This window comes from Variovorax boronicumulans, assembly GCF_029892485.1.
GTDB classification, from domain to species: Bacteria; Pseudomonadota; Gammaproteobacteria; order Burkholderiales; family Burkholderiaceae_C; genus Variovorax; species Variovorax boronicumulans_B.
This window is the reverse complement of the sequence record NZ_JARXVG010000001.1, coordinates 267,058-278,919: the sequence shown is the minus strand read 5'-3', so window position 1 is coordinate 278,919 and position 11,862 is coordinate 267,058. Positions and strand designations below refer to the sequence as shown.

The following is an 11,862-nucleotide window of genomic DNA, read 5'->3' as shown; positions in this document are numbered from 1 at the left end:
GATGAACGGCGTTCGCCACTTCCTGCTGGCATTGCAGTTCTTCACCCGCGTGCCGGTGACGGGTTCGCTTGCGGCATGGGTCGGGTTCAGCCCGCAGATGCTGCGCGCGAGCGCGGCGCACCTGCCCGGCATCGGATGGCTGGTGGGCGGCGTGGCGGCGCTGGTCTTCGTGGCCGTGGGCGTCGGATTGCAGAGCGTGGCGGGCGCCTTCGCCGCAGCCGTGCTGAGCACGGTCGCTACCGTGATGCTGACCGGCGCCTTCCATGAAGACGGTCTCGCCGACGTGGCCGATGGCCTGGGCGGCTCGGCCAACCGCGACCGGGCGCTGGAGATCATGAAGGATTCGCGCATCGGCGCCTTCGGTGCGGTGGCGCTGGTGCTCGCGCTGGGCCTCAAGTTCGCGCTGCTCGCCACGTTGGCCGGGCGCGGGCTGGAGACGGTGGCTGTTGCCATCGTCGGCACGCATGTGCTGTCGCGGCTGGCGCCACTGTTCCTGATCCGCTGGCTGCCCTACGTGGGCGACAGCGGCGCGAGCAAGGCGAAGCCGCTGGCCGATGCGATCAGCGGCGGGGCGCTGGTCATTGCCGTGCTGTGGTCGATTCCCGCCGTGGCGCTTCTGCTGTGCGCGCATGACCTTGTGCATGTCGTCGCCGCGCTGCTGGCCGTCATCGTGGCTGCGGGCTGGATGGCGCGTCTTTTCCTGCGGCGCCTGCAGGGTTTCACCGGCGACGGCTTGGGCGCCACCCAGCAGGTCTGCGAACTGGCGATCTACCTCGCGCTCGCCTGGCAGGCATGAGAAAGCTCTGGCTCCTGCGCCATGCGCCGGTGGTTGCGGAGCCCGGCCTCTGCTACGGCGCGACCGACCTCGAAGCGGAACCCGAAGCCACGCTGGTCGCCGCGCAGCGCATCGCGCCCTTGCTGCCCGTCGGCATCGCGCTGCGCAGTTCGCCGCTGCGGCGCTGTGTCGCGCTGACCGATGCCATCGTGGCGCTGCGCCCGGATTTGGCCGTGCAGCACGATGCCCGCATCGCCGAGATGAACTTCGGCGCCTGGGAAGGGCGCAGGTGGTCCGCCATCGCACGCGAGGAGTTCGAGGCCTGGACCTGCAATTTCGCAGATGGCATCGCAGGTGCGAATGGCGAGAGCGTGCGTGCATTCATGCAGCGCGCCGCTGATGCCCATGACGAATGGCTGTCCGGCAAAGGCGACGCGCTGTGGGTCACCCACGCCGGCGTGCTGCGCGCGGTGACGCTGTTGCAGCGGGGCATCCGTTGCCCCGAAACCGCTGCCGACTGGCCCGCCGGCGAACTTGCATTCGGCGGCTGGCTGACCTTCGAGCATCCTCCGGCCGGCTGACGGGTCGCGGCAGAGTTCACACCTTCTCAGTTCTTCTGCCGCCACTGTTCGCGCCAGAGCTTGTCCAGCTGCGGTGCCAATGCCTGCGGCGGCGTGCCCACGAGGGTGTTCTTTCCGTTGCGCTGCACCAGTCCGTAGATGCGGCCCGAGCCCTGGTCGTAGAGCGCGATCGCGTTGTTGTCGTGACAATCGTGCGGCTTGCAGAAGGCGTGCTGCACATAGCGCGTGCCGTCCACGGTGACCCATTGCGGCTCGGGCGCCGGGCCTTCGCGGCGCACCAGCCAGCGGTCGTTTTCTCGGATGCCCAGCGCGGCGCGCCAGGCTTTCTGCATCGCGGGGCCTTGTGCGAGCGCCGCGGGGCTGCCCGTCGGTGGCGATGGCTGCTTCGTGGCGGCCGGCTCCGCGGGCGGCGTCGCAGCGCGGGCCGCGCCGTCGCATCGCCAGTAGCGCAGCTTCATCAGTTCGGGACCCAGTTGCCCCGCCACCGGCTTCGCGGCATCCAGCGTGATGGACTGCCCGCGCGCCTCTCGGAAGACCAGGAAGGTCAGGACGCCGGCCTTGTCCACGTTGCTCATGAGCGCCACGTCGAAGCGGGCCGGTGGCTGGCTGTTGCCGAAGAAGCTGTGGGCCGCATCGGGCTCCTGGCCGACCACGCGGCGCTTGCCGCTTTCGACGATCAGCTGGTCCTCGCGCACCTGCAGCGTGGGCGCGGACGCATCGGCGCAAGCGGTCGACCAGCGCCCGCCATAGCCCGCCATGACATCGGCCGACAGCCCCTTGCCGCCTTGCTGCGACCAGGCCGCGGCCGGAACGAAAGCGGCTGCCGAGAGCAGGGCGGTGGCGAGGAGGGCGCGGTGGTTGTTCTTCGGGGTCGTCATGCGGATGATGTCAGGTGGTTTTCGGGGCTGGTGTCTTGGGTTTGAAGTCGCAGTAAGGGGCCACCGCGCACTCCCAGCAGCGCGGCTTGCGCGCCACGCAGATGTAGCGTCCGTGCAGGATGAGCCAGTGGTGCGCGTGCAGACGGTACTCCGGTGGGACGCGGTTCTCGAGCTTGAGTTCCACCTCCAGCGGCGTCTTGCCCGGCGCGAGCCCGGTGCGGTTGCCCACGCGGAAGATGTGGGTGTCGACCGCCATGGTCGGCTCGCCGAAGGCCACGTTGAGCACCACGTTCGCCGTCTTGCGGCCGACGCCTGGCAGGGCTTCGAGTTCGGCACGGGTCTTGGGCACCTCGCCGCCGTGCAGTTCCACGAGCATGCGGCAGGCCTCGATCAGGTGCTTGGCCTTGCTGCGGTAGAGCCCGATGGTCTTGATGTAGCCCTCCAGGCCCTCCACGCCCAAGTCGTAGATCGCCTGCGGCGTGTTGGCCACCGGGAAGAGCTTTCGCGTGGCCTTGTTCACGCCCACGTCGGTGGCCTGCGCCGAGAGCAGCACGGCGGCCAGCAGCTCGAAGGGGGTGTCGTATTCGAGTTCGGTCTCGGGCGTGGGGTTGGCGGCCTGCAGGGTGGCGAAGAAGAGGGGGATGTTGTCTTTTTTCATGGGGGCACGATGCTGTTTTTTTCTTGATCGAGGTCGGCTTCGAAGCGTTCGCATTGCGCCAGCACACCGGCCTTGACGGCATGCCAGAGTGGCTCGGGAAAGTCCGGCGGCAGTTCCTGCTCCACGCGCTGCAGCGCGGCAGGCGCATTGCCGACCAGCGTCAGCATGCCATCGAACGCATCGGCAACGCCCGACTGCGCCGCCAGCGCGCGCCAATGGCGCGTCTGGATGCTCTGTAGCTTGTAGTGCACGTTCTTTCCGCGCAAGGCCAGTGCGAGGCGCGCCTTGTGCGGCGACACCAGATCGGGGCCGTTGCCGATGACGGGCCACATCGACAGCACGTCGTAGAGCGGCGTCATCGCGTAGTCGCCGCCCCGGCGCAGGAAGATCGAATAGTTCTTGGCGTGGCCATCCGTGGCGGCCAGCAGCCAGAAGGCAAGCTGCACGCGCACGAAGGCAGCCTTGTCCTTGCGGGCCTCGCTGCTGCCGGAAAGCAGCGAGAGGATGGGCCGGATGCCAGGGCCGCCATCGCTCTCGTACTTGAGTGCGGCGGGCGTGCCGGTCGCCTGGCAGAAGTCTTCCTGCGGCAGGCGTGCGATCCATCGGCCCTTGTCCATCCAGCGCCGATCGAAGCGCTCGACCACCAGCGCCTTCTGGTCGCCGAAGCGGCCGATGGCGGCGGGTGCCACGTCGAAACCGAAGGCGGCCATCAGGCGGGCGCACAGCCATTCGTTTTCGACCGACTCGTTCATGTTCGCGCGCATGTTGCCGACAAGACCGAGCGGCAACTTGAGGATGTGCGTGGTGGGCGTTGCGCCATGCGGGCGATGCCATTGATCGCCGATGCGAAGCAGCGCCGTCTTTTCCTGCGCGCCGGCTATCGAGATGCGGAAGTCATCGTCGGCTTCGTCGCCTTGGCCAGCCGCTGGATCGTTCGTGACATTGCGCAGCATCTGCGCGACCTGGTCTTCGGACAAGGGTTCGCTGTCGATGCGATCGAAGGCTTCGGGAGCGTGGCCAGCGGGAAGCAATTGCACCGCGCCGACGCAATCGCGTCCGATCGCTGCGAGCAATTCGGCCGCCTCGGTGCTGGCCGCGCGGAATCGTCGGCGCAGGCGCTCGCGGATGCGGTCGCTGTCGGGCAGGAGGTTGTCGAAGTAGTTCTGGACGGCGGGGCCCCGCAGCTCCTTGTCGCCATGGGGGATCGGAAGCGACAGCGAAAGCGCGCGCATGTTCGGCGAGCGCAGCCATGCCTCGTCATAGCGCAGGGCCGGCACGCCGGTTCGCGTCCAGAACCAGACGCCGACGTACTCGCCGTTCATCCAGATGTCGAGTGCGAGATGGGCCATGGTCTTCAATTACCAGTCGGCGGTGCCCTTGGGCGCTGCATCGATCGACGCCTGCTCCGCGGAAGCCAGCAGCAGCCGCGTGTCGAGCGCATGCAGCACCTGGAGCAACTGCGCGACGTTGACCGCGCCTGGGTTCTTCTCGATGTCGGCCATCCGCGTCTGCTTCACGCCGATGAGCGCTCCCAGCTGTGCCTGGGTCAGCCTCTGGGCCTTTCGCAGCGACTTGAGATGGGTCGAGAGTTGCGCGGGTGATTGGATGATGGAGTGCATGTTTACCGCCTTGGGGTGGTAAACGCAAAATATCGCCTTTGAGCGATATTGTCAATATACCGTTGAAAGGCGATCAACCTTCGCAGCATTCGTGCACGGCACTTTCGCGACAATGGCGCCCAGAAAGTGAGACCGACCATCATGCAATTCGCCTCCCGCCTCGACAACGTCGAAACCTCCGCCATCCGCGAACTCTTCAAGCTGCTGGGCAAGCCCGGCATCATCAGTTTTGCGGGCGGTTTTCCGGACAGCGCCATGTTCGACGTCGAGGGCCTGAAGGAGGCGAGCCAGAAGGCATTGACCGAGGAGCCCGGCGGCGCATTGCAATACGGCGCCACCGAAGGCTACGAGCCGCTGCGCAGCCAGCTCAGTTCCTTCATGAAGACCAAGGGCGTCGACGTGGACCCCAGCGGCCTCATCGTCACCACCGGCAGCCAGCAGGCGCTGGACCTGCTGGGCAAGACCATGATCTCGCCCGGCGACAAGGTGATCGTCGAAGGCCCGACCTTCCTGGCCACCATCCAGTGCTTCCGCCTCTACGGCGCGCAGCTCATCAGCGCGCCCATCGATGCCAACGGCGTGAAGACCGACGAGCTCGAGAAGCTCATCGCCGAGCACAAGCCCAAGTTCGTCTACCTGATCCCGACCTTCGGCAACCCCAGCGGCGCGATGCTGACGCTGGAGCGCCGCAAGAAGGTGCTCGAACTTGCCGTGAAGTACCAGACGCTGATCGTGGAGGACGACCCGTATGGCGACCTCTACTTCGGCGAAGCGCCGCCGCCTTCGATCCTGGCCTTGAGCAAGGACGTGCCCGGCAGTCGCGAACTGCTCGCGCACTGCGGCAGCCTCAGCAAGGTGCTGAGCCCGGGCCTGCGCATCGGCTGGATGATCGCGCCGGCCGAACTGCTCGCCAAGGCGACCATGTGCAAGCAGTTCAGCGACGCGCACACCAGCACGTTCTCGCAGGCCACGGCCGCGCAATACCTCAAGAGCGGCCGCATGCCCGCCACGCTGGCGCATGTGCGTGAGGTCTACGGCCAGCGCGCGCAGGCCATGGGCTCGGCGCTGAAGCGCGAACTCGGCGATGCGGTGAGCTTCACGCAGCCCAACGGCGGGTTGTTCTTCTGGGCGCGCCTCACGGGCGCAAACGGCAAGCTGGCCGATGCGAACGAGCTGGCCAAGCGCGCGATCGAGAAGCTCGTGGCCTTCGTGCCGGGTGCGCCGTTCTTTGCCGAGAAGCCCGATGTGGCGACGTTGCGCCTGAGTTTTGCGACTGCCGATGTGGCGAAGATCGAAGAGGGCGTCAAGCGCCTCGGCCAGGCCCTGTAGAGCTCAGGACGAGTTCAGGGCGAGCGATGCAGGCGGGGTGCCGCCAGCAAGTCGAGGTTCTCCGAGATGGCCGTATCCACGTTTGGATAGCGGCCTTTCATTTTCGAGAGCGTCATGATGGTCTGCAGCGCCTTCAGGTCCTTGACCGAGGGCGCGACCTTGATCTGTGCGATGGCCGCGGAGGCATTGCCGCCGTTCACCAACGCCATCACCTTGCTTGCCCAGTCGTTTGCGCGCGCCATGTCTTCACCTGCTTTCCATTGAACCGCCGACTGTACACAGCGCGGCGGTGCCTTCTACCAGCGAGTTACGATCACCCATGAGAAAAACCTTCCAGCTTCATGTCGAGGGCAAGCACCCCGACCGTCTCGTCGAAGCCATCAAGCACGAGATCAGCAAGTACATCAAGCGCGAGCGCCGCCGCGATCTGCCCGAAGGCAACGACTTCTGGGACTTCGATTGCAAGTTCGGCGCGGCGCAGGAATCCGCCGAAGTCGCCCAGCTGCCAGCCATCAACAAGCTGATCGACGGCATCGTGAAAGAGGGCGGCAAGCAGTTCTACGTCGAGATCCTGGCCAAGCCCGGCAAGCGCCCACCGCGCCCGGCCGGCGAGCGGGCAGAAGAACCGCCCGAAGAAGACTGATCCTCCTAAAGCAGCGCCTGCGCGAGCTGCAGCCCGTGGCGCTGCTCTGCATCCTGCAGCGAGCGCGCGATCGACGGGTGCAGCCGCACCCCGTTCTTCGATTGCGCATCCCGGCGCTTCAACCCGCCTTCGCCCGGCAGCCGCACCGGCTTCGCGGGGTCGATCGGTGTGTTGTCCCGGCACTGCGCCGCGACATGGTCCATTTGGCGCAGGAAAGCCTCCCTGCCGCCGAACGCATGCAGGTCATGCAGCGTGATGTGCACCGTCGCGCCCCAGCCTTCCGGTGGGTCGGCGCGGCCGAAGCCGGCCAATCCGGCCGTCAGCGTCTCCACCAGCAATGCCATGCCGTAGCCCTTGTGGCCATGGCTCAGGCCGCCCACGGGCAGCAGCGTGCCCGGTGGCTGGTCGAACAGCACCTGCGGGTTGTTGGTCGGCTTGCCGGCCGCATCGATCAGCCACTCTTCGGCGAAGGTCTCGCCGGCGGCGCGCTTGCGGTTGCTCATGCCGTTGGTGGTGATCGAGGCCGAGATGTCGACCATCACGCCGCCCTGCGACAGGGGAAAGCCCATCGCCAGCGGATTCGGCGTGAACACCGCCTGCGTGCCGCCGAAGGGCGCGACGCTGGCGGCGTTGGGGTCCGAGCAGGCCAGCAGCATCAGCATGTCTTCCTGCAGCGCGCGCAGCATGTAGACGGCGAGGCAGGCGATGTGGTGGCTGCGGCGGATCACGAGCGAGGCGGTGCCCAGGTCGCGGGCGCGCGGAATCAGGAGGTCCATGCCCTGGTCCATGAGCCAGGGGCCGGGCAGGCGCTTGCCGTCCCAGAGCACGGCGGCGGGGCGGTCCGAGAGCACCTCGGGCGTGCCGTCGCGCGTCATGCCGCCCGATTCGACTTCCTTCACATAGCCGGCCAGGAGCGCCAGGCCGTGCGTGTCGTGGCCCAGCAGGTCGCCTTCGACCAGGGTGCGGGCGACGCTGTCGGCCATCGACGGCGCGAGGCCGGCCTTTTGCAACAGGGCGCTGCCGTAGTCCCTGAGCGCGTCGGCGCGGTAGAGCGGGGCGTCAACTGCGGCAGAGGTCATTTCAGGACCTCCAGCAACCGGTCGAGCCCGCCTTCATTGATGGCGACCATGGCCTGTTCGCGGACCTTTGGCTTCGCGTGATAGGCCACCGAAAGGCCGGCCTCGCCCATCATCGGCAGGTCGTTGGCACCGTCGCCCACGGCGATGGTTTCCTGCGGCGAAATGCCCATGAGCGATGCCACTTCGAGCAGCGTGCGGCGCTTCTCGGCGCCGTCGCAGATGTCGCCCCAGCTCTGCGTCACGACTTGCCCGGTGAGCTTGCCGTCCGCCTCGTCGAGCAGGTTCGAGCGGGCGAAATCGATGCCCAGCCGGTCCTTCACGCGGTTCGCGAAGAAGGTGAAACCGCCCGACACCAGCAGCACCTTGAGGCCTGCCTTCCTGCACGCCGCGACCAGTTCGGCCGCACCGGGGTTGAGCTTCAACCGCTCGTCGTACACCTGCTGCAGCGCCTCGACCGGCACGCCTTGCAGCAGCGCCACGCGGCGGCGCAGGCTTTCCTTGAAGTCCTTGATCTCGCCGCGCATCGTGGCCTCGGTGATTGCGGCCACCTCGGCCTTCTTGCCGACGGCATCGGCAATCTCGTCGATGCATTCGATGTTGATCAGCGTCGAGTCCATGTCGAACGCAATCAGCTTGAAATCGGCCAGGGCCAGCGGCGGCTTCACGCGCTGGATCACGAGACCGGGAGAAATTTCTGTAGCGCTCATGCGGGGGCGGGTTCCTTGACGAGGGGTTGACCGAGGCTGCGCAGCACATCGCGCACCATCTGCGCGCGATCCTTCGGCTCCTTGAGTTCGCGTTCGATGCGAAGCTTCTCGTTGCCTGCGAGCTTGATGTGCTTGTTCTTCTGCACCAGCTGGATGATGGCCATGCCATCGACCGGTGCATCCTTCTTGAAGGTGATGTTGATGATGCCCGGCGCGGCATCGACCTTGACCACGCCGTAGGGCCGTGCGAGCACGCGCAGCCGGTGCGTGTCGATCAGCGTCTGCGCCTGAGGCGGCAGCTTGCCGAAGCGGTCGACGATTTCTTCCAGCAGGGTGTCGATCTGGTCGGGCGTCTTCGCGGTGGCCAGCTTCTTGTAGAACGACAGGCGCAGGTGCACGTCGCCGCAGTAGTCGTCGGGCAGGAGGGCGGGGGCATGCAGGTTGATCTCGGTCGTGACCGACAGCGGTGAGAGCAGGTCGGGCTCCTGTCCGGCCTTGAGGGCGCGCACGGCTTCGCTGAGCATCTCGTTGTAGAGCTGGAAGCCGATCTCCATCATGTTGCCGCTCTGGTTTTCGCCCAGCACTTCGCCGGTGCCGCGAATTTCGAGGTCATGCATCGCGAGATAGAAGCCGGAGCCCAGCTCTTCCATCTGCTGGATGGCGTCCAGCCGCTGCGCCGCCTGCTTGGTCAGGCCTTCGGTGTCCGGCACCATCAGGTAGGCATAGGCCTGGTGGTGCGAGCGTCCGACGCGGCCGCGCAGCTGGTGCAGTTGCGCCAGGCCGAATTTGTCGGCGCGGCTCATCACGATGGTGTTGGCGGTCGGCACGTCGATGCCGGTCTCGATGATGGTCGAGCACAGGAGGAGGTTGTAGCGCTGCGCCACGAAGTCGCGCATCACGCGTTCCAGCTCGCGCTCCGGCATCTGGCCGTGGGCCACGGCGATGCGGGCCTCGGGCAATATTTCTTCGAGTTTCTGGCGCCGGTTCTCGATGGTCTCGACCTCGTTGTGCAGGAAGTACACCTGCCCGCCGCGCTTCAGTTCGCGCAGCACGGCTTCGCGGATCACGCCCGTGCCTTCGTTGCGAACGAATGTCTTGATGGCCAGGCGCCGCTGCGGCGCGGTGGCGATCACGCTCAGGTCGCGCAGCCCTTCGAGCGCCATGCCCAGCGTGCGCGGAATCGGCGTGGCGGTGAGCGTGAGCACGTCGACCTCGGCGCGCATCGCCTTCATCGCCTCCTTGTGGCGCACGCCGAAGCGGTGCTCCTCGTCGATGATGAGCAGGCCCAGGTTCTTGAACTTGATCGACGGCGACAGCAGCTTGTGCGTGCCCACCACGATGTCGATCTGGCCCTCGGCCAGCCCCTTCGCGGCGGCCGTGATTTCCTTGGCCGAGCGGAAGCGGCTCATCTCCGCCACCTTCACCGGCCACTTGGCGAAACGGTCGACCAGCGTCTGGTAGTGCTGCTCGGCCAGCAGCGTGGTGGGCGCAAGGAACGCCACCTGCTTGCCGCCGGTGATCGCGATGAAGGCGGCGCGCAGCGCGACTTCGGTCTTGCCGAAGCCCACGTCGCCGCAGACCAGGCGGTCCATCGGCTGGGGCGAGATCATGTCCTGCACCACGGCGTGGATCGCGGCCTTCTGGTCGGCGGTTTCCTGGAAGCCGAAGTCGTTGGCGAACACCTCGTAGTCGGCGGCCGAGTAGCGGAAGGCATGGCCTTCGCGCGCGGCGCGGCGGGCGTAGATGTTGAGCAGCTCGGCGGCCGAGTCGCGCACCTGCTCGGCGGCCTTGCGCTTGGCCTTTTCCCACTGGCCGGAACCCAGCCGGTGCAGCGGCGCCTCGTCGGCGCTGACGCCGGTGTAGCGGCTGATCTGGTGCAACTGCGAGACGGGCACGTAGAGCGTGGCCTTGTCGGCGTATTCCAGGTGCAGCATTTCCTGCAGCAGGGGCTTGCCTTCGGCATCGACGCCCTGGCCCAGGTCCATGTGCATCAGGCCCCGGTAGCGGCCGATGCCGTGCGCGGTGTGGACCACCGGGTCGCCGACGTTCAGTTCCGACAAGTCCTTGATCAGCGCCTCGACATCGCTGACCTGTTCCTGCTTCTTGTTGCGGCGGCGCGTGGTGGGCGCGGTGGCGAAGAGCTCGGTCTCGGTGACGAGGTCGATGCCCTGTTCGCGCCATGCGAAGCCCGAGGCCAGCGCGGCGGTGACGATGCCGATCTTCTCGTCGGTGGACGCTTCGAACTCGGCCAGCGAATCGAAGGCCGGCGGGCTCACGCCGCTCGCGCGCAGGAAGTCGAGCAGGCTCTCGCGCCGGCCGTCGCTTTCCGCCACCATCAGCACGCGGTGCGGCGTGGCGGCGATGTGGGCCTTCAGGCCGACCAGCGGGTCTTCGGCGCCGCGCACCACGGCGAAGGGCGGGAGCTTGTCGAATTCGGCGTAGGGCGTTTCGGTGTCGATGTCGCCCCGGATCGCAAGCTGGGCGTGCGGCTTGGCGCGCTGGTAGAACTGCGCGGCGTTGAGGAACAGCGCCTCGGGTGGCAGCGCAGGCCGTTCAGGGTCGCCGCGCACCAGCCGGTAGCGCTCGTTCGTGTCCTGCCAGAAATGCTGGAATGCGGGTTCGAGGTCGCCGTGCAGCACGATGGTGGCGTCGGGGCCGAGGTAATCGAACACCGTGGCCGTCTCGTCGAAGAACAGCGGCAGGTAGTACTCGATGCCGGCGGTGGCCACGCCGTTGCCCATGTCCTTGTAGATGCGGCTCTTGGTCGGGTCGCCCTCGAGCAATTCGCGCCAGCGGCTGCGAAAGCGCGCGCGGGCGTCGTCGTCCATCGGGAATTCGCGACCCGGCAGCAGACGGACCTCGGGCACGGGGTAGAGGCTGCGCTGGGTGTCGGGGTCGAAGGTGCGGATCGAGTCGATCTCGTCGTCGAACAGGTCGACGCGGAACGGCACCAGCGAGCCCATGGGGAACAGGTCGATCAGGCCGCCGCGCACCGCGTACTCGCCCGGGCTCACCACCTGCGTCACGTGGCTGTAGCCGGCCAGCGTGAGCTGGGCCTTGAGCTTCGATTCCTCCAGCTTCTGCTTGGCCTTGAAGTGGAAGGTGTAGCCCGCCAGGAAGGCCGGCGGCGCGAGGCGGTAGAGCGCGGTGGTGGCGGGCACCAGCACCACGTCGGCCTCTTTCTGGCTGATGCGCCAGAGGGTGGCGAGGCGCTCGCTGATCAGGTCCTGGTGCGGGGAGAAGCTGTCGTAGGGGAGCGTTTCCCAATCGGGAAAGAGGGCGCAGCGCAGGTCGGGCGCGAAGAAGGCGATCTCGTCGATGAGCCGCTGCGCGTCGTTGGCGTCGGCCGTGAACATCGCGGTGGCGCGGCCGGCGGCCTTCTCGCGCATGCCCAACTGCGCGAGCAGCAGTGCATCGGCCGACAAGGGGGGACGCGGCAGCGTGAAACGCTTGCCCGCCGTGAGGTGGGGGAGGTCCATGGAACGCTTGGAAAAATGCACAACACCCCGCGCCGGTTGGCGAGGGGTGTGCGAGGGGCAATTCTAGAATGGCGGCCCTTTATCCGCTTGTCGGCCATTGGCCCGTGCCGCACC

General features: G+C 67.0%; 12 protein-coding genes. 4 read left to right on the top strand and 8 right to left on the bottom strand.

Annotation, left to right across the window (positions count from 1 at the left end; genetic code table 11):
- Nucleotide 1: 1 nt before the first annotated feature.
- Together M2282_RS01340 and M2282_RS01335 are read left to right on the top strand one after the other, a co-directional pair.
- Nucleotides 2–796, top strand: coding sequence for an adenosylcobinamide-GDP ribazoletransferase (locus M2282_RS01340; protein ID WP_280807000.1), 795 nt, complete (start codon nucleotides 2–4; stop codon nucleotides 794–796).
- Entirely contained in the window at nucleotides 793–1,356 is a 564-nt protein-coding gene (locus tag M2282_RS01335; protein ID WP_280806999.1) for a histidine phosphatase family protein, read from the top strand. The genes M2282_RS01340 and M2282_RS01335 overlap by 4 nt, the downstream gene beginning before the upstream one ends.
- Before the next feature lie 26 nt (nucleotides 1,357–1,382).
- Here M2282_RS01335 and M2282_RS01330 read toward each other — a convergent pair whose 3' ends face one another.
- From M2282_RS01330 to M2282_RS01315, 4 genes are read right to left on the bottom strand one after another with little or no spacing between them, the layout of a single operon-like run.
- Nucleotides 1,383–2,234, bottom strand: coding sequence for an Ivy family c-type lysozyme inhibitor (locus M2282_RS01330; RefSeq protein WP_280806998.1), 852 nt, complete (start codon nucleotides 2,232–2,234; stop codon nucleotides 1,383–1,385).
- A 10-nt stretch (nucleotides 2,235–2,244) separates the two neighbouring features.
- The gene (nth, locus tag M2282_RS01325; protein WP_280806997.1) at nucleotides 2,245–2,892 is read right to left on the bottom strand and encodes an endonuclease III; all 648 of its coding nucleotides are present in this window, start codon (nucleotides 2,890–2,892) and stop codon (nucleotides 2,245–2,247) included.
- Entirely contained in the window at nucleotides 2,889–4,241 is a 1,353-nt protein-coding gene (locus M2282_RS01320; protein ID WP_280806996.1) for a type II toxin-antitoxin system HipA family toxin, read from the bottom strand. Before M2282_RS01320 ends, nth begins: the two co-directional genes overlap by 4 nt.
- A gap of 9 nt (nucleotides 4,242–4,250) precedes the next feature.
- Nucleotides 4,251–4,511 carry a helix-turn-helix domain-containing protein gene (locus M2282_RS01315; RefSeq protein WP_280806995.1) on the bottom strand — a complete coding sequence of 87 codons (261 nt, stop codon included), beginning with the start codon at nucleotides 4,509–4,511 and terminating at the stop codon, nucleotides 4,251–4,253.
- Nucleotides 4,512–4,652: 141 nt separating this feature from the next.
- Between M2282_RS01315 and M2282_RS01310 the strand changes: the two genes are divergently transcribed.
- A complete protein-coding gene (locus tag M2282_RS01310) occupies nucleotides 4,653–5,840 on the top strand; it encodes a PLP-dependent aminotransferase family protein (protein WP_280806994.1) in 1,188 nt (395 codons plus the stop codon).
- A gap of 14 nt (nucleotides 5,841–5,854) precedes the next feature.
- Here the strand turns inward: M2282_RS01310 and M2282_RS01305 are convergent, their stop codons facing one another.
- The gene (locus tag M2282_RS01305) at nucleotides 5,855–6,082 is read right to left on the bottom strand and encodes a hypothetical protein (RefSeq protein WP_280806993.1); all 228 of its coding nucleotides are present in this window, start codon (nucleotides 6,080–6,082) and stop codon (nucleotides 5,855–5,857) included.
- Nucleotides 6,083–6,159: 77 nt separating this feature from the next.
- Here M2282_RS01305 and M2282_RS01300 point away from each other — a divergent pair, with 77 nt between their 5' ends.
- Nucleotides 6,160–6,483 (top strand): DUF6172 family protein, encoded by a 324-nt coding sequence (locus M2282_RS01300; protein ID WP_280806992.1) that lies wholly within the window; start codon nucleotides 6,160–6,162, stop codon nucleotides 6,481–6,483.
- A gap of 5 nt (nucleotides 6,484–6,488) precedes the next feature.
- Here the strand turns inward: M2282_RS01300 and M2282_RS01295 are convergent, their stop codons facing one another.
- From M2282_RS01295 to mfd, 3 genes are read right to left on the bottom strand one after another with little or no spacing between them, the layout of a single operon-like run.
- On the bottom strand, nucleotides 6,489–7,562 hold the full coding sequence (locus M2282_RS01295; protein ID WP_280806991.1) for an Ldh family oxidoreductase: 1,074 nt from the start codon (nucleotides 7,560–7,562) through the stop codon (nucleotides 6,489–6,491).
- Entirely contained in the window at nucleotides 7,559–8,269 is a 711-nt protein-coding gene (serB, locus tag M2282_RS01290; protein ID WP_280806990.1) for a phosphoserine phosphatase SerB, read from the bottom strand. The genes M2282_RS01295 and serB overlap by 4 nt, the downstream gene beginning before the upstream one ends.
- Nucleotides 8,266–11,748, bottom strand: a complete 3,483-nt coding sequence (gene mfd / locus M2282_RS01285; protein ID WP_280806989.1) for a transcription-repair coupling factor — start codon at nucleotides 11,746–11,748, stop codon at nucleotides 8,266–8,268. Before mfd ends, serB begins: the two co-directional genes overlap by 4 nt.
- Nucleotides 11,749–11,862 lie beyond the last annotated feature (114 nt).